Source organism: Pseudomonas sp. PAMC 25886 (assembly GCF_000242655.1).
Lineage (GTDB): Bacteria > Pseudomonadota > Gammaproteobacteria > Pseudomonadales > Pseudomonadaceae > Aquipseudomonas.
In genome coordinates this window covers 1-16417 of sequence record NZ_AHHC01000021.1, presented here as the reverse complement: position 1 = coordinate 16417, position 16417 = coordinate 1, and the positions used below count along the sequence as shown (strand labels likewise).

The following is a 16417-nucleotide window of genomic DNA, read 5'->3' as shown; positions in this document are numbered from 1 at the left end:
TTTTACGGGTGGCATGGTTAATGAAATTCAAGGATCTTCGGGATTTCGTGCAGCAACTTGAGCAGCGCGGAGAGTTGAAACGTATCCAGGTGCCGATTTCCCCGGTGCTGGAAATGACTGAGATTTGCGACCGTACCCTGCGCAACAAGGGCCCGGCGCTGCTGTTCGAAAACCCGGTGGGCTTTGATATCCCGGTACTTGGCAACCTGTTCGGCACCCCCGATCGCGTGGCGTTTGGCATGGGCGCCGAGTCGGTCAGCGAACTGCGCGAGATCGGCAAGCTGCTGGCCTTCCTCAAGGAGCCCGAGCCACCCAAGGGCCTGAAGGATGCCTGGTCCAAGCTGCCGATCTTCCGCAAGATCATTGCCATGGCCCCCAAGGTCGTGAAAGACGCGGTATGTCAGGAGGTGGTCATCGAAGGCGATGACGTCGACCTCGGCATGCTGCCCGTGCAAACCTGCTGGCCCGGCGACGTCGGCCCGCTGATCACCTGGGGCCTGACCGTCACCAAGGGCCCGAACAAGGACCGCCAGAACCTCGGCATCTACCGTCAGCAAGTGATCGGCCGCAACAAGGTCATCATGCGCTGGTTGAGCCACCGTGGCGGCGCGCTGGATTTCCGTGAGTGGTGCGAAAAGCATCCCGGCCAGCCCTTCCCGGTGTCCGTGGCCCTGGGCGCAGACCCGGCGACCATTCTCGGCGCTGTGACGCCGGTGCCCGACAGCCTGTCCGAGTACGCCTTCGCCGGCCTGTTGCGCGGTAACCGCACCGAGCTGGTGAAATGCCGTGGCAACGACCTGCAAGTGCCGGCCACCGCAGAAATCATCCTTGAAGGGGTGATTCACCCGGGCGAGATGGCCGATGAAGGCCCGTACGGCGACCACACCGGCTACTACAACGAAGTGGACAGCTTTCCGGTGTTCACCGTCGAGCGTATCACCCACCGCATCAAACCGATCTACCACAGCACCTACACCGGCCGTCCGCCGGATGAGCCGGCGATCCTCGGCGTGGCGTTGAACGAAGTGTTTGTGCCGATCCTGCAAAAGCAGTTTCCGGAAATCACCGACTTCTACCTGCCGCCGGAAGGCTGCTCGTACCGCATGGCCATCGTGACGATGAAGAAGTCGTACCCGGGTCATGCCAAGCGGGTAATGCTGGGTGTGTGGTCGTTTTTGCGACAGTTCATGTACACCAAGTTCGTTATTGTCACCGACGACGACATCAACGCCCGGGACTGGAACGACGTGATCTGGGCCATCACCACGCGCATGGACCCCAAGCGAGACACCGTGATGATCGATAACACGCCGATCGACTACCTCGACTTCGCCTCGCCGGTATCGGGCCTCGGCTCGAAAATGGGCCTGGACGCCACCCATAAATGGCCGGGTGAAACCACCCGTGAATGGGGCCGGGTGATCGTCAAGGACGAAGCGGTAACTGCTCGTGTCGATGCGCTCTGGAAAGAATTAGGAATAGATTGATGCGTGTAACCCTGCAGCCTTCCGGTGCGGTACTTGAGTTGACCCCCGGCGAGCGGATCCTCGAGGGCGCGCGACGCCTGGGCTACGATTGCCCTCAGGCGTGCCGCAATGGCGTGTGTCACGTGTGTGCGGCGCTGTTGGTGGAAGGGCGGGTGCAGCAAGCCGGTGAGGTGCGTGACCATGGCGAGTTCTATACCTGCATTGCCGAACCGCTGGAAGATTGCATCGTGTTGTGGGATGGCGTGCTGGCGCCGGGAGAGTTGCCGGTGCGCAAATTGTCTTGCCAATTGAGTGAATGCGTTGAAGTGGGCGGTGACGTATGGCGCGTGCGCCTGCGGGCCCCGGCGGGCAAGCCGGTGCGTTACCACGCCGGGCAATACTTGATGATCGAGCGGGAAAACGGCGAGAAGTCGGCATTCTCCCTGGCCTCGGCGCCCCACGCCGGGCGCGAGCTGGAATTGCATGTGCTGGCCCGGGAAGACAGCGCCCGCAGCCTGCTGGAGCAATTGCAGCGCAACCAGATGGCGCGTATCGAGCTGCCGTTTGGCGACACCCACCTGGCGGAACTGCCCGACGGGCCGCTGGTGCTGATCGCCGCCGGTACCGGCATGGCGCAAATGCACAGCCTGATCGAACACTGCCGCGCCAGCGGCTTCAAGCACCCGGTGCATCTGTATTGGGGTGTACGCCGGCCAGAAGACTTCTACGACATCGAGCACTGGGACCAGTGGCTGCAACTGCCCAACCTGTTCCTGCACAAAGTGGTCAGCGACCTGTGCGGCTGGGAAGGGCGTTGCGGGTTGTTGCATGAAGCGGTCTGCGAAGACATCAGCGACCTCACGGCCGTGCACGTCTACGCCAGCGGTTCACCGGCAATGATCTATGGCACGCTGGATGCGTTGGTCGACGCCGGCATGGATGCGCACCAGATGCGCGCCGATGTATTTGCCTACGCGCCCCGTCCGTAACATGTGGTGAGGGAGCAAGCTCCCTCGCCACAGAAGCCCTTCAGCGGTTCAATCAGAACCGAACGCCTGTCGTCACCATCGCCGCATTGAACCCGAGCAACACCAGCTCGGCGGCGACCGGTCCGTAGTGAGTGCCCACCGACGGGATGATCACCGGCGCTACGCCCAGCCCATTCAGTGGAATCTTGTCGCGGTACTTGCCGCGATAGCCCTGGATCAGGCCGCCTGTCAGCTTCAAATACACTGGGTAATCGGTCATGTCGTAGCGCTTGCCGGCGTAGACGTAGTACGAACGCTGGCTGAACGAGTTGCGAAACGTTGCCCCGCCATACACCAGGCCTGACGCTTCATTGCGCTCCAGACCGATCAAATCCTGATGATTGTTGTGGTCCTTGTCCGGCGCAAAGTGCCGGGTGTAGACGCTTGTCTGGGCGTACCAGAAGCCTTTTTCGTCCTGGCTGGGTGCTTCGACCGCCAGGGCGGTGGTGGCCTGTGCCAGGAACAGCAGGCTGGAAAGTCGATATTTCATGGTGCGACCTCGATAGTCGGTGATTGGGCGGCTAAGTGGGTCGTGACAGGTGGCCATTTTGAAGGCTCAGGCCCTATAAAGGCTGAACGGGTGCTGAAGGTACTGGGCGTGCACGGCTCAATCCTGATGAGCGGACGGGCGGTGCTTATGCATTCGCTTATTCTTTAAAGGTATTTAATTTGTTACATAAATATCATTAAGCTATATGACAACGGACTACCGACTTTCTGCCAATAACCAATAAATGACCGCCACCGTCCGCCACACGGATCGATCGTACGAGCTCAGAGCATTGACGTTCTGGCTTTTGATTCCAAGGGGAGCGGTATGGGGAGCAACAAGCAGCACCTGCTGTACACGGCGATTTTGTCGGCTAATTTGCTGACCGCTGTGGGATTCAATCCAGTGGCAGCCGCCGAAACGGCCACTGCCGATGTACCCAAACTCGACACAGTCATCGTCACCGGCACCCGCGCCCAAGAGCGCACCGCCAGTGCTTCGCTGTCACCCATCGATGTGATTTCCGGCGACACCCTGCGCAGCACCGGTTCTGACGAACTGGGCGCGGTGTTGGCCCGTTTGATTCCTTCCATCAACTTCCCACGCCCAAGCCTGGTGGACGGCGCCGAACTGGTGCGCCCGGCGCAATTGCGCGGCTTGTCACCGGACCAGGTGTTGGTGCTGGTCAATGGCAAGCGCCGCCACACCAGCGCCTTCGTCAACCTCGGTGGCGCCGTGGGGCGCGGCTCGGCACCGGCGGATCTGAATGCGATCCCGCTGGCGGCGGTGGACCATATCGAAGTGCTGCGTGACGGCGCCTCCGCCCGCTATGGCTCGGATGCGATTGCCGGGGTGATCAACGTGATCCTCAAGCATGACGACCACGGCGGCTCGATCACCAGCAAGTTCGGTGAATACAAAAAGGGCGACGGTATCCAGCGCAATCTCAGCGGCAACACCGGCGTGGCGCTGGGGGATAACGGTTTTATCAACGTCTCCGCCGAAGGTGCCGACAACGATTACACCAACCGCGCCGGCAAGGATTTCCGGCCGGGCAGCGTCGGTTCGACGACCTATGGCCAGCGCGTATTCCGCCAGGGCGAACCGGCCACCGATCAGGGCAAGCTGTTTCTCAATTCGGAATATTCCTTCAGCGACGCGGCTGAGTTCTACGCGTTCGGCGGCTACAGCAAGACCCGTGGCGAGACTGCAGCGTTCTACAGGGCCAGCAACGCGAGCAACAACATTCCTGCGCTCAACCCCAACGGTTACCTGCCGCTGATTCGCGGTGACGTGGAAGACACGTCCCTGGCGGTGGGCCTGCGCGGGTTGTTGGCCTATGACTGGCACTACGATGTGTCGGTCAACTACGGCAAGAACCAGTATCAGATCGGCACTGAAACCATTAACACCTCGCTGGGCCTGGCCACGCCGCGCAAGTTCGACAACGGCACCCTGGTCAATGACCAGAAGCAACTCAGCCTGGACCTGTCGCGGGAATTCAGCCTGGGCTGGTTGCCGTACCCGGTGTCGGTCGCGTTTGGTGGCGAGTACCTGGACCAGGGTTACCAAATCAAGGCGGGTGACCCGGCGTCCTACTACCAGACCGGCAGTTCGGGCCTGGGCGGCTTCCGTGATTCCGACGCCGGCACCAGCACGCGGCATAACTGGGCGCAGTACCTCGACCTGGAAACCAACTTCACCGAAAAACTCAGCGCCTCGGCTGCCGTGCGTCACGAGGATTACAGTGACTTTGGCTCCAACGTCAGCGGCTCGCTCTCGGCCCGTTACGACTTCACCCCGCAAGTAGCCTTGCGCGGCAGTGTTTCCAACGGCTTCCGTGCGCCATCCCTGGCACAGCAAAACTTCGCTTACACCTCGTCGCAACTGATCGGCAACACCATCCAGGAAGCCGGTACCTTCCCGGCCAACAGCCAGGTGGCGCGCCTGCTCGGTGCTGAAGACCTGAAAGCCGAGAAGTCCCGCAATTACAGCCTCGGCCTGGTGCTGGAGCCGACCGACAACCTGACGGTGACCGCCGACGTCTACCGCATCGACATCAGCGACCGCATCAGCCTGTCCTCCAACCTGGACCTTAGCAAGAACCCGGCGGCGCTCGCGTATCTGCAGGCCAACGGCGTCGGCAACATCAATTACACCACCGTGCGCTACTTCACCAACGCCACCGACACCACCACCAATGGCATCGACCTGGTGGCCAACTATCGCTATCAACTGGATAACGGTGTGCGCTGGAACAGCACCGTGGGCTACAACTACAACCACACCAAGGTCACCGACGTAAAAGCCAACCCGGCGGTATTGGATAGCCTGGGGGCAAGCCTGGTGAGGGTGGACCGTCGCGAGCGCATCGGCCTGTTGGGCGACACCACGCCTCAACACAAGCTGAGCCTGGGCAACGACCTGAGTTTCGGCAATTGGGCGCTGCACAGTAATTTGGTGCGCTATGGTTCATTCACCAGCTATCAGGCAGACCCCACCAACGACCAGAGCTTCAAGGCAGCCTGGCTATTGGACCTGTCGGCCGACTACAAGCTGAAAAACTGGACCTTCACCGTCGGCGGCGACAACGTCACCGACAAGTACCCGGAAAAACTCAATGCCTACGCCAGCAGTGGTGGCAATTTGGCCTATAGCACTTTTTCGCCGTACGGTTACAGCGGCGCGTTCTATTACGGTAAAGTTGCTTACAACTGGTAACAGCTTCTCGTAACAACAAAGGAGACCTAAGCGATCTGCCATGACCGCCATTGAATCTGATCTTTTGCAATTGGCTTACCCTCCGCGGCTCGATCTGGGGCCGCAACTCACTCACGAACAGTTGATGAGTTCGATGCAGGCCACCATGGCCCGGCATAAGGGGGGACCGGTCTGGCTGTTCGCTTACGGTTCGCTGATCTGGCGACCTGAATGTTCGTCGACACAACGGATGCGGGCACGGGTCTACGGTTATCACCGGGGCTTGTACCTGTGGTCCCACGAGCATCGGGGCACGCCGGAAATACCGGGGTTGGTGTTTGGCCTGGATCGCGGTGGCTCGTGCAGCGGGTTCGCTTACCGCCTGCCGGAAGATCAACTGGAGGCCTCGCTGTATGCCCTGTGGCAGCGCGAGATGCCTTACCCCTCCTACCGGCCACACTGGCTGACCTGCCGTCTTGAAGATGGCAGCCAGGTGCAGGCATTGGGATTTGTGCTGGAGCGGCACCTGCCCAGTTATGCCGGTAACTTGCCCGACATTGTGCTGAATCACGTGTTGCAAAGCGCTTGCGGGCGTTACGGCACTACGCGCGATTATGTCGAGCAGACCGTCAACGCCCTGCGTAGCCACGCCATGCCAGACAAGAATCTGGAGGCGCGGCTCAAGCGGTGTTCCAAGGGCTGTTCCGACGATTAACGTGCGGTACTGACGCTATTGGTGTGCCACAAGGTGGGGATCAGGAACGCGATCGCCAGCAGGCACGCGCCGATCAGCAGCACAAAGCCACCGTCCCAGCCGAAATGGTCAACGGTGTAGCCCATGGCCGCACTCGCTGCCACTGAACCACCCAGGTACCCGAACAAGCCCGTAAAGCCCGCTGCGGTACCGGCGGCTTTCTTCGGTGCCAGTTCCAGCGCCTGCAGGCCGATCAGCATCACCGGGCCGTAGATCAGGAAGCCGATGGAGAACAGCGCGATCATGTCGATCATCGGGTTGCCCGGCGGGTTGAGCCAGTAAACCAGGGTCGCCACGGTCACCAGGCCCATGAACACAATGCCGGTCAGGCCACGGTTGCCACGGAAGATCTTGTCCGACATCCAGCCGCACAGCAGCGTGCCCGGAATGCCTGCCCACTCGTAGAAGAAGTACGCCCACGAGGTTTTATCCACGTCGAAGTGCTTGGCTTCCTTGAGGTACGTCGGTGCCCAGTCCAGCACGCCGTAGCGCAGCAGGTAGACGAAGACGTTGGCGAAGGCGATGTACCAGAGCATTTTGTTGCGCAGCACGTACTTGACGAAGATTTCCTTGGCGCTGAATTCGTCTTCGTGGCTGGCGTCGTAGCCTTCCGGATAGTCGTTCTTGTATTGCTCGATAGGCGGCAGGCCCACCGATTGCGGGGTGTCACGCATGGTGATGAAGGCAAACGCCGCCACCAGCAGGGCCACGGTGGCCGGGACGTAGAACGCCGCGTGCCAGTCGTTGAACCAGGCCATGCCCAGCAGGAACAGCGGGCCGATCAAGCCACCGCCGACGTTATGCGCCACGTTCCAGACGGAAACCACGCCGCCGCGTTCCTTCTGCGACCACCAGTGCACCATGGTCCGCCCGCTTGGCGGCCAGCCCATGCCCTGGGCCCAGCCGTTGATGAACAGCAAAATGAACATCATGGTCACGCTGGACGTTGCCCAGGGTGCGAAACCGAAAATGAACATCACCCCGGCGGACACCAGCAGGCCGAAGGGCAGGAAGTAGCGCGGGTTGGAGCGGTCGGACACCAGGCCCATGAGGAACTTGGACAGGCCGTAGGCAATCGCAATCGCCGACATCGCCAGGCCCAGCTGGCCACGGGTGTAACCCTCGTCAATCAGGTAGGGCATGGCCAGGGAGAAGTTTTTGCGCAGCAGGTAGTACCCGGCGTAACCGAAGAAAATACCGGCGAAGATCTGCCAGCGCAGGCGTCGATACGTGCTGTCTATCTTTTCTTCAGGCAGGGGCGCCTGATGTGCGGCAGGACGGAAGAAAGCAAACATTCAAGAGCTCCAGATTTCTTGTTTTGACTGCGGATGCGAATGTTACAGTTTCGTTACCGAAAATAGCACCGCCTCTTATCTGCGGGCATAGGAATTGAGTGCAATTGCATGTTCTTTTACGAACATGTCGCTTAGAGGCAAGTAAGGGGCGTTTTCAGGCGGGGTATCACGAACGTGTGGCGAGGGAGCTTGCTCCCGCTGGACTGCGCAGCAGGCCCATCTTTTGGGGCCGCTTCGCGACCCAGCGGGAGCAAGCTCCCTCGCCACAGACAGCGATCCGGCTCAGCTGCCGTTGGCGGCTGCGATATCACCCGGAAGCAGGTGCTCCTGGACCTTCTGACTGCGGGACTCCACCAGTTGGCCTTGTTCGTCAAAACGCAGCACGATCAACCAGTCGTACACGCTTTCCGGCCACTTTTTCATGCCGGTCAGCGCCGGGCCGTCGCCGCCGAAAGCTTCGATCAGCTTGTCGATATGCCCGTGATGCCAGGCGATCAGCACGGTTTGCGCCTGGTTGGACTTGCGCAGGGACTTCACCAGCTTGCCGACTTGATCGTCTGAGTAGGGGGTTTCAAGTGGGAGCTGCAGGCGCTGGGCCAGGGGTGTCAGGGTCAGGCGAGGACGGGAGCTTTCCTTGCTGTCGCTGGTGGCGATCAGCCGCTGGGGCACCACGGAGATGCCGCTCAACAGCAGAGGGTCGAAATAGCTGGCATAGGCCGCCGCCCGTTGTTCGCCCTTGGGGCTCAGCAGCGGGCCCTCATCGGGTTTTTCCGCATGGCGCACGATCAGCACCGTCACGTTGTTCAGCCCACGTACATCCTTGTCCTCTTTATGGGCAAGGGCTTGGGCCGACACCACCATCAACACCCCCAGGAACAGCGCGCGCAACCGTGTGACCATTATTCTTCCTGCCAATGAGTATGTGCCTCGGCCGATCATGGGCCCAGGCACCTCGTGGACAAAATGAAACAATCGTCAGCGTAGCTGCACCACGACCTTGCCGACAGCCTTGCGCTGGCCCAGGTCATTGATCGCCTGCGCGGCCTGCTCCAGCGGGTACACCTGAGATACCAGCGGCTTGAGCTTGCCCTCGGCAAACCAACCGAACAGTTGCTGGAAATTGGCCGCGTTGTCCTGGGGCTGGCGCTGGGCGAACGAGCCCCAGAACACCCCGACCACCGCGGCGCCTTTGAGCAGCGCCAGGTTGACCGGCAGCTCGGGAATGCGCCCGCTGGCAAAACCCACCACCAGCAGCCGGCCATTCCAGGCGATGCCGCGGATGGCCTGGTCAAACAGGTCGCCGCCTACCGGGTCGTAGATCACATCCACACCGTTGCCGCCGGTGAGGCGTTTGATCTCGTCCTTGAGGCTGGCTTCGCTGTAGTTGATCAACTCGTCGGCACCGGCGGCCTTGGCTACCGCCAGCTTGTCGGCGCTGCTGGCCGCGGCGATCACCCGGGCGCCCATGGCCTTGCCGATTTCCACCGCGGCCAGGCCGACGCCGCCGGAAGCACCGAGCACCAGCAGGGTTTCCCCGGGTTGCAGGTTGGCGCGCTGCTTGAGGGCGTGCATCGAGGTGCCGTAGGTCATGCTGAAGGCGGCGGCGGTGTTGAAGTCCATGCTCGGCGGGATCGGCAGCACGTTGTAGCCCGGCACGGCGACCTGCTCGGCGAAGCTGCCCCAGCCGGTCAGCGCCATCACCCGGTCGCCGACTTTCAGGTGGCTGACCTTTTCGCCGATCTCGCTGACTACGCCCGCCGCCTCACCGCCCGGTGAAAACGGGAACGGCGGCTTGAACTGGTACTTGCCCTCGATGATCAGGGTGTCCGGGAAATTGACCCCGGCGGCATGCACGTCCAACAGGATTTCGTTCTTCTTGATCGCCGGGCTTTCGACGTCTTCCAGCACCAGGTTTTCGGCGGGGCCGAAGGCTTTGCACAGCACAGCTTTCATCGGACTATTCCTTTTGGCGTGTTGGCCGATAAGTGTAGGTGGGCAGGGCGACGGGTCAACGAGCATGCCCCGGCCTGATAAGTCGCCATAAGCTTGTGCTCAGGGCTGCTAGCGTTATGCTACTGGGCAACCGAATTGAGGAATGAACTGTGAAAGCGTGGATCCTGTTGATGCTGGCCCTGACACTGCCGACGGCAGCCCTGGCCGAAGAAGCCAAAGAAGGCGACGCGCCGAAGGTCAGCTATATCAGCCTGAGCCCGCCGTTCGTCGGCAATTACGGCCTGGATGGCACCGCGAAGCTGCGGGTATTCAAGGCGGATATCGCCCTGCGCGTGACCGGCCCCGAGGCGGCGGCTGCCGTCAAAGCCAACGATGCGTTGATTCGCAACCAACTGGTGGCGCTGTTTACCCAGCAAACCAACGACACCATGAGCAGCGTCGACGGCAAGGAAAAACTGCGCCAGGAAGCCCTGAAGCAAACCCAGCAAGTGATGAACGACGAGACCGGCAAACCGCAGGTTGAGGATTTGTTGTTCAACAACCTGATCATCCAGTAAGCCCACGCAATTGACGTCTGGTAAAAGGGCGCCCCTGTGGCGAGGGAGCTTGCTCCCGCTGGGCTGCGCAGCGGCCCCAAAATTCAGGGAGCGCTTCGCACTGGAGCGCCAGCCCGGTCCAGCGGGAGCAAGCTCCCTCGCCACGAAAGCGCATCGCTCTCAAGAGGCAAGGCTCTTCCTGAACCGCGCCAACGCCACCGCAAAAAACAGCAACCCAATCGCCGCCAGCGCCAGCAAGTCCGGCCACACCACGCTCACCCCCGCATCCCTGAACAGAATCGCTGCGCTCAGGCTCACAAAGTGCGTCGACGGCGAGCCCTGCATCACCCATTGCAACCACTGCGGCATGCTGTCCAGCGGTGTGCTGCCGCCAGACAACAACAGCATCGGGATAATCACCGGGATCGCCAGCAAGCCGAACTGCGGCGTCGAGCGGGCGAGGGTGGCGAGGAAGATACCCAGGGCAGTACTGGCAAACAGGTACAGCGCGGTCACCAGCAAAAACAAGGTCAGCGACCCGGCCAGCGGCACGCCGAGCAAACCTTTCACCACCACTTCCAGCGACAGCCAGGTGCACAGCACCACCACCAGCATGTTGCTCCAGATTTTCGCCAGCATGATTTCCAGCGCCGTCAGGGGCAGCACCAGCAAATGGTCGAGGGTGCCGTGCTCGCGTTCACGCAGCAGCGCGGTACCGGTCAGCACGATGGCGAGGATGGTGATGTTGTTGACGATCTGAATCACCGCCAAAAACCAGCCGCCTTCCAGGTTGGTATTGAACAGTGCCCGGGTGGTCAGCAGCGCCGGGGCCTTTTGGGCGGCATCAGCCTGGTTGCCATAGGTCAGCAACTCACGCTGGAAAATCCGCCCGATGTACCCGGCGCCCATGAACGCCTGGCTCATGGCCGTGGCATCGACGTTGACCTGCACCCCCGGCTGGCGCCCGGCCAACAGGTCGGCCTGGAAATTCGCCGGCACGTTGATTACAAAGGTGTACTGGCCGCTGTCCATCACGTTGTCCAGTTGGTCATAGGGCAGCGGTACCGCTGGCTGGAACTCCGGCGGTTGCAGCGCTTCGGCCAGTTGGCGGGACAGCGCGCTGTGGTCTTCATCCACAAAGGCCACGCTGGCGTTGTGCACGCCGATCACCGAGCCGGCCGCGGGCATATAGATGGCGACGGTAAACGCGTAGAACAGGAACAGCAGCAACACGCTGTCATGGCGCAGGCTGGTCAGTTCCTTGATGCCAAGGCGCAGGATATGGGCGAACGTATGCATCAGGCCTCCTGCTTCTTGAGCATGATCAGGCTAAGCCCGGTGAACCCCAGGAAAAACCCGAACAGCGCCAGGCACTGTGGCCATAACTGGCGCAGGTCCAGGGCCTTGGTAAAGGTCCCCACCGCAATGTCGAGGAAGTAACCCGCCGGGAACAGCATGCCCATCAACGCGGCGGCACCTTCCAGGGACGAGCGCGGCACAATCAGCCCGGAGAATTGGATGGTCGGCAGGCTGGTGATGATCATGGTGCCGAGGATCGCCGCGATCTGTGTGCGGGTGAATGCGGAAATCAACAGGCCCATGCTGGTGGTGGCCAACACGTACAGCAGGCCGCCAAAGGCCAGGGTCACGCCGCTGCCCTTGAACGGCACGCCGAATAGCCAGCGGTTCATCGCCACCAGCAGCCCCAGGTTGATCAGGCTTACGGCCAGGTACGGCGCCTGCTTGCCCAGCAGGAATTCCAGGCGGGTGAGCGGTGTGGCGTAGAAGTTGGTGATCGAGCCCAGCTCCTTCTCCCGCACGATTCCCAGGGCCGTGAGCATCGCCGGGATAAACGCGAGGATCAGGGCCATCACGCCGGGGCCGATGGCGTTCACGCTGACCACGTCCTGGTTGTAGCGAAAGCGGGTTTCCAGTTTGGCGGCGGCTTGCGGGTTCAGCGGTGTGCTGTTCAGTTCGGCCAGTTGCTGGAGATTGGCCTGATGCACGGCCTCGACATAATTGCGGCTGGTTTCCGCACGGAACGGCATGCCACCGTCGAGCCAGGCGGCCACGGCGGGTTGGCGGCCAGCGTAGAGGTCACGGCCGAACCCCGGCGGAATCTCCAGCGCCAGTTTGATTTCCGAGCGTTGCAGGCGTTTGTGCAGTTCGCTGGCGTCGGTGATCGGCGGCTGTTCGGCGAAGTAGCGCGAGCTGCGGAAGGCCTCCAGGTAGGCGCGGCTTTGCGGCGTCTGGTCCTGGTCGTAGACGGCGAAGGCGAGCTTTTCCACGTCCAGGGAAATGCCGTAGCCGAAGATCACCATCATGAAAATCGCACCCAGCAGGGCGAAGGCCATGCGCACCTTGTCCCGCAGCAGTTCCTTGCCTTCGCGGCTGGCGACGGCCAACAGGCGGGCGACGCTGAATCCGCGCTTGCTGACGGGCGGAGCCATGGGTTCGCTGACGGTTCCGGTGGGTGCGGCTGCGGCTTCAGGTGCGCCTTGGGCTTGCTCCAGGCAGGTGACGAACGCCGCCTCCAGGGTCTCGCCGTGGAACTGCTGTTGCAGCGCATCCGGCGTGTCGCAGGCCAGCACCTTGCCCGCGTGCATCAGTGAGATGCGGTCGCAGCGCTGGGCCTCGTTCATGAAGTGGGTGGACAGGAAGATGGTCACGCCCTGTTCCCGGGACAGCTCGATCAGCAACCGCCAGAAGTCATCCCGGGCGGCCGGGTCGACGCCCGAGGTGGGTTCATCGAGGATCAGCACTTCCGGGCGGTGCAGCACGGCCACGGCCAGGGACAAGCGCTGGCGCAGACCCAGGGGCAACTCGCCGGAAGGCTGCTCGGCGACGTCGCCCAGGTCAAAACGCTCGATCAACTCGTCGATGCGCTGGCCGCTCTCGGCTTTGGGCAGGTCGAACAACTGTGCGTGCAGTACCAGGTTCTGGCGCACGCTGAGTTCGCCATACAGCGAGAAGCTTTGCGACATGAAGCCCACGCGCTTGCGGGTGGCCAGGTCCTTGGCGTTTACCGGGTTGCCCAGTAGCGTGGCCGTGCCCTCGGTGGCCGGCATCAGCCCGGTGAGGACTTTCATGGTGGTGGTCTTGCCGCAGCCGTTGGAGCCGAGGAAACCAAAGATCTCGCCCCGGCCAATGGCGAAGCTGACCTTGTTGACTGCCGTGAAGTCGCCGAAGCGCAGGGTCAGGTCGTGGGCTTCAATGGCAATGTCAGTGTTGTCGCCCTGGCGTGGCGGGATCACCAGTGGCTGGTTGTTGTGGGCGCTGTCGCCCTGGAAATGGGTGAAAGCTTCATCCAGTTTGCCGCTGGGCGTCGCGGCGGCCAGTTCGCTGCTCAGGCCGTCGGCGATCAGCTTGCCGCGGTCGAGCATCAGGCAGTGTTCGAACTGCTCGGCTTCTTCCATGTAGGCCGTGGCCACCAGCAGCGTCAGTTGTGGGCGTTCGCTGCGTACGGTTTCTACCAGTTCCCAGAAGCGTCGACGGGACAGCGGATCGACGCCGGTGGTGGGTTCGTCGAGGATCAGCAAATCAGGGTCGTGGATCAATGCGCAGCACAGGCCGAGTTTCTGTTTCATGCCGCCGGAGAGTTTGCCGGCAGGGCGGTCTGCGAAGCGCGCGAGGTCGGTGGCCAGCAGCAGGTTGTGCATGCGCTGGTCGCAGTCGGCTTTCGACAGCCCGAACAGCGTGGCGAAGAACCGGATGTTTTCGCTGATGGACAGTTCGGGGTACAGGTTGCCGCCCAGGCCCTGAGGCATGAAGGCGATTCGCGGGTACAGGCTGTTGCGGTGACGGCGGTCTTCGATGGAGCCACCGAGCACTTCCAGCTCGCCTTGTTGAAGCTTTTTAACCCCGGCGATCAAACCCAGCAGGCTCGACTTGCCGGCGCCGTCCGGGCCGATCAGCCCGCAGCGGGTGCCGGCGGGCAGGCTGAAGGCGATGTCGATCAGCGCCTGTTGCTTGCCGTAGCGATGGTTGATCCCCGTGGCGTGCAGCGCCAGGCCGTTCATTGCAGGTTGGCCGGCCAGTCCAGGTCAGCGGTGCGCACATAGCCGGCGCCGGGCATGCCCGGTTTGGCTTGTGGCACGGCGCTCGGTTGGGTCAGGCGCAGTTTGACCCGGAACACCAGCTTCTGGCGCTCGTCACGGGTTTCCACTTCCTTGGGGGTGAACTGCGATTTGGCCGCGACAAAGCTGATTTTCGCCGGCAGCGGCTGCTTCGGCAGGGCGTCGAGGAGGATCCGCGCCTCACTGCCGACGGTCAGGCGACCGGTCACCGAGGCGGGCAGGTAGAGGTTCATGTATTGGTCGTTGGGATCGATCAGCAGCAGCACGCGGCCACCGGCGCCGAGCACTTCGCCGGGTTCGGCCAGGCGCAGCTGGATGATGCCGTCGATGGGCGCCCGCAGGCTGCTGTCTTCGATTTCGCTGGTGAGTTGCGCGACCTGGGCCTGGGCGGCGCCGATGGCGGCTTTTACCGAATTGACCTGCGCTTGCGCGGCGACCACGGCGGCGTTGCCGGTGTTTTGCCGCGCCTGCTGCTGGTCGATCAACTGGCCGCTGGCGAACCCGCGCTTGTACAGTTCCTGGGTACGCTTGAGTTCCTGGCTGGCCAGCAGTTGCTCGCTCTGGCGCAGTTGCACATTGGCTTCGGCGGCCGCGAAATTCTCCCTGGCCCGCAGCACTTCGGCTTCAGCCTGGGCGCGCTGGGCTTCCAGGGTGCGGGTGTCCATGCGCGCCAGCAACTGGCCCTTGAGCACCTTGTCGCCTTCATCCACCCGCACTTCAGCCAGGCGCCCGGGGATCTTGGTGGCGATCTGCACTTCAGTCGATTCCAGCCGGCCATTGCCCATGCTCAAGCCTTCGGGCAGGCGGTCCTGGGTGGATTGCCAATAGCCGAAGCCGCCGGCAGCCAGCAGCAAGACAATCAATGGAATGGCGAAAAGATGGGAGGTGCGGTGGTTCGTCGACATGGGTGCATCCTGCGGCGTTAGCGTCCTAGTTTGACCGATCCTGCCCGAAGGCCCTTGATGCGGGTCAAATGAAGCGCCAGCCTAACCCGGTTGACGCGCAGATGCATGCGCCATGGGCGTGACCGCAGGGTTCTGCCTTTTAGCGCAGGCCGAGCACCGCGGCCCACTGCTCGGCGGTGACGGGCATCACCGAAAGGCGGCTGCCTTTTTGTACCAGGGGCAACTCGGCGAGGGCGGTTTGCTGTTTCAGATAACCCAGCCCCAGGACCTTCGGGAACGTCTCGACGTGGGCGACATTGATTGCGCTCCACGGGTTCTTTTCGGGTGTCGCCCTGGCGTCGAAATAATGGCTGTCAGCCTCCAGTGCGGTGGGGTCCGGGTAGGCCGCCTCGACGATTTTGCCGATGCCGGCAATCCCCGGTTCCGGGCAACTGGAATGGTAGAAAAAGAAGTGGTCACCCACCGCCATCGCCCTCAGGAAGTTGCGTGCCTGATAGTTGCGAACCCCATCCCACCGGGCTTCTCCGAGCTTTTCCAGGCCGGTGATCGACAGTTCATCGGGCTCGGATTTCATCAGCCAATAGGCCATGTTTTTGCTCCTCAAAAGGCGATTGGGAAAGTTGTCCTGCAATTTTATGACAAACCGACAGTCGGTTGGCGTCAAGGTTTGCGTGTTGGTTCACGTTAACGCAGAATGCCGGGGTTTTGAGCTTGACGCAGCTGGCACGGACTACTAATGGAACGTTGCTGTCATCGTATGCAAGATGCCTGAAGGGGGGCAATCGATGAAACGCAAACCGGATTTACTATGGATTTTGGTTATTTTGTTCGGCCTGGGCGTTGTGACCACCGGCTATGCGCAGAGCTTGTGGTCGAACAAGACTGACGCACCGATTGAACTCGCACAGCAACAGCCGCAACCGTTCAAGCGCTGACCCGTCTTTAAGGCGCTGCTGATTCCAGTAGCGTCTCTGCCCTATACCAATCCTTATCGGTGACTGTGCCCTCAAGCGGTACATCCCAGCTTGCCTGCGCCAATCGTTCGACCTTCTGGCATTCATGAGCCAGGCCCAACAGCGTCGGCTTGCGCCAGGATTTGCGGCGGGCCATGTAGGCCAGGCTGCGGTCATAAAAGCCGCCGCCCATGCCCAGTCGCCCACCCACATCATCGAAGCCCACCAAAGGCAGCAGCACCAGGTCCAGCGCCCAGACCT

15 protein-coding genes are annotated in these 16417 nt (G+C 61.8%); 6 read left to right on the top strand and 9 right to left on the bottom strand.

The genetic code is table 11. The features are described from left to right. Positions 1–20: 20 nt before the first annotated feature. Both ubiD and MUM_RS0105770 read left to right on the top strand, forming a co-directional pair. A complete protein-coding gene (gene ubiD / locus MUM_RS0105775) occupies positions 21–1487 on the top strand; it encodes a 4-hydroxy-3-polyprenylbenzoate decarboxylase (RefSeq protein WP_003213983.1) in 1467 nt (488 codons plus the stop codon). Continuing rightward, positions 1487–2455 carry a CDP-6-deoxy-delta-3,4-glucoseen reductase gene (locus MUM_RS0105770; RefSeq protein WP_010167939.1) on the top strand — a complete coding sequence of 323 codons (969 nt, stop codon included), beginning with the start codon at positions 1487–1489 and terminating at the stop codon, positions 2453–2455. The genes ubiD and MUM_RS0105770 overlap by 1 nt, the downstream gene beginning before the upstream one ends. A 52-nt stretch (positions 2456–2507) precedes the next feature. On the opposite strand, the gene MUM_RS0105765 is transcribed toward MUM_RS0105770, so the two are convergent. After that, on the bottom strand, positions 2508–2984 hold the full coding sequence (locus MUM_RS0105765) for a hypothetical protein (protein WP_010167937.1): 477 nt from the start codon (positions 2982–2984) through the stop codon (positions 2508–2510). A gap of 327 nt (positions 2985–3311) precedes the next feature. Here MUM_RS0105765 and MUM_RS0105760 point away from each other — a divergent pair, with 327 nt between their 5' ends. Together MUM_RS0105760 and MUM_RS0105755 are read left to right on the top strand one after the other, a co-directional pair. Then, positions 3312–5705: a TonB-dependent receptor plug domain-containing protein gene (locus MUM_RS0105760; RefSeq protein ID WP_010167935.1), complete on the top strand. Its 2394-nt coding sequence runs from the start codon at positions 3312–3314 to the stop codon at positions 5703–5705. A 40-nt stretch (positions 5706–5745) separates the two neighbouring features. Then, positions 5746–6399 (top strand): gamma-glutamylcyclotransferase, encoded by a 654-nt coding sequence (locus tag MUM_RS0105755; RefSeq protein WP_010167933.1) that lies wholly within the window; start codon positions 5746–5748, stop codon positions 6397–6399. Here MUM_RS0105755 and glpT read toward each other — a convergent pair. The 3 genes from glpT to MUM_RS0105740 form a co-directional block, all read right to left on the bottom strand. Next, the gene (gene glpT, locus MUM_RS0105750) at positions 6396–7733 is read right to left on the bottom strand and encodes a glycerol-3-phosphate transporter (protein ID WP_010167932.1); all 1338 of its coding nucleotides are present in this window, start codon (positions 7731–7733) and stop codon (positions 6396–6398) included. The two genes, MUM_RS0105755 and glpT, sit on opposite strands and share 4 nt — an antisense overlap. A gap of 282 nt (positions 7734–8015) precedes the next feature. Next, positions 8016–8633, bottom strand: coding sequence for a flagellar basal body-associated protein FliL (locus MUM_RS0105745; protein ID WP_010167931.1), 618 nt, complete (start codon positions 8631–8633; stop codon positions 8016–8018). A 75-nt stretch (positions 8634–8708) separates the two neighbouring features. Then, positions 8709–9686, bottom strand: coding sequence for an NADPH:quinone oxidoreductase family protein (locus MUM_RS0105740; protein WP_010167930.1), 978 nt, complete (start codon positions 9684–9686; stop codon positions 8709–8711). Between the two features lie 149 nt (positions 9687–9835). Between MUM_RS0105740 and MUM_RS0105735 the strand changes: the two genes are divergently transcribed. Beyond that, complete coding sequence (locus MUM_RS0105735) at positions 9836–10243, top strand: flagellar basal body-associated protein FliL (protein WP_010167929.1); 408 nt, start codon at positions 9836–9838, stop codon at positions 10241–10243. Positions 10244–10402: 159 nt separating this feature from the next. Here MUM_RS0105735 and MUM_RS0105730 read toward each other — a convergent pair whose 3' ends face one another. The 4 genes from MUM_RS0105730 to MUM_RS0105715 all read right to left on the bottom strand — a co-directional run bounded on the left by MUM_RS0105730 (position 10403) and on the right by MUM_RS0105715 (position 15792). Then, on the bottom strand, positions 10403–11521 hold the full coding sequence (locus tag MUM_RS0105730) for an ABC transporter permease (RefSeq protein WP_010167928.1): 1119 nt from the start codon (positions 11519–11521) through the stop codon (positions 10403–10405). Further along, positions 11521–14241: a ribosome-associated ATPase/putative transporter RbbA gene (gene rbbA / locus MUM_RS0105725; protein WP_010167927.1), complete on the bottom strand. Its 2721-nt coding sequence runs from the start codon at positions 14239–14241 to the stop codon at positions 11521–11523. Before rbbA ends, MUM_RS0105730 begins: the two co-directional genes overlap by 1 nt. Continuing rightward, the gene (locus MUM_RS0105720) at positions 14238–15203 is read right to left on the bottom strand and encodes an HlyD family secretion protein (RefSeq protein WP_010167926.1); all 966 of its coding nucleotides are present in this window, start codon (positions 15201–15203) and stop codon (positions 14238–14240) included. The genes rbbA and MUM_RS0105720 overlap by 4 nt, the downstream gene beginning before the upstream one ends. A 139-nt stretch (positions 15204–15342) precedes the next feature. Continuing rightward, positions 15343–15792, bottom strand: a complete 450-nt coding sequence (locus MUM_RS0105715) for an EVE domain-containing protein (RefSeq protein WP_010167925.1) — start codon at positions 15790–15792, stop codon at positions 15343–15345. A 196-nt stretch (positions 15793–15988) separates the two neighbouring features. Between MUM_RS0105715 and MUM_RS1000000134570 the strand changes: the two genes are divergently transcribed. Then, the gene (locus tag MUM_RS1000000134570; RefSeq protein WP_003213959.1) at positions 15989–16138 is read left to right on the top strand and encodes a hypothetical protein; all 150 of its coding nucleotides are present in this window, start codon (positions 15989–15991) and stop codon (positions 16136–16138) included. 7 nt (positions 16139–16145) lie between these two features. On the opposite strand, the gene MUM_RS0105705 is transcribed toward MUM_RS1000000134570, so the two are convergent. Next, the coding region (locus tag MUM_RS0105705) for a 5-formyltetrahydrofolate cyclo-ligase (RefSeq protein WP_010167923.1) at positions 16146–16417 on the bottom strand (272 nt) is incomplete at its 5' end.

Excerpts from the sequence above, each read along its gene's own strand:
- MUM_RS0105745 (WP_010167931.1), bottom strand. The coding sequence starts at position 8,633 with ATGGTCACACGGTTGCGCGCGCTGTTCCTGGGGGTGTTGATGGTGGTG.
- glpT (WP_010167932.1), bottom strand. The coding sequence starts at position 7,733 with ATGTTTGCTTTCTTCCGTCCTGCCGCACATCAGGCGCCCCTGCCTGAA.
- MUM_RS0105715 (WP_010167925.1), bottom strand. The coding sequence starts at position 15,792 with ATGGCCTATTGGCTGATGAAATCCGAGCCCGATGAACTGTCGATCACC.
- MUM_RS0105720 (WP_010167926.1), bottom strand. The coding sequence starts at position 15,203 with ATGTCGACGAACCACCGCACCTCCCATCTTTTCGCCATTCCATTGATT.
- MUM_RS0105740 (WP_010167930.1), bottom strand. The coding sequence starts at position 9,686 with ATGAAAGCTGTGCTGTGCAAAGCCTTCGGCCCCGCCGAAAACCTGGTG.
- rbbA (WP_010167927.1), bottom strand. The coding sequence starts at position 14,241 with ATGAACGGCCTGGCGCTGCACGCCACGGGGATCAACCATCGCTACGGC.
- MUM_RS0105760 (WP_010167935.1), top strand. The coding sequence starts at position 3,312 with ATGGGGAGCAACAAGCAGCACCTGCTGTACACGGCGATTTTGTCGGCT.
- MUM_RS0105755 (WP_010167933.1), top strand. The coding sequence starts at position 5,746 with ATGACCGCCATTGAATCTGATCTTTTGCAATTGGCTTACCCTCCGCGG.
- ubiD (WP_003213983.1), top strand. The coding sequence starts at position 21 with ATGAAATTCAAGGATCTTCGGGATTTCGTGCAGCAACTTGAGCAGCGC.
- MUM_RS0105730 (WP_010167928.1), bottom strand. The coding sequence starts at position 11,521 with ATGCATACGTTCGCCCATATCCTGCGCCTTGGCATCAAGGAACTGACC.
- MUM_RS0105765 (WP_010167937.1), bottom strand. The coding sequence starts at position 2,984 with ATGAAATATCGACTTTCCAGCCTGCTGTTCCTGGCACAGGCCACCACC.
- MUM_RS0105770 (WP_010167939.1), top strand. The coding sequence starts at position 1,487 with ATGCGTGTAACCCTGCAGCCTTCCGGTGCGGTACTTGAGTTGACCCCC.
- MUM_RS1000000134570 (WP_003213959.1), top strand. The coding sequence starts at position 15,989 with ATGAAACGCAAACCGGATTTACTATGGATTTTGGTTATTTTGTTCGGC.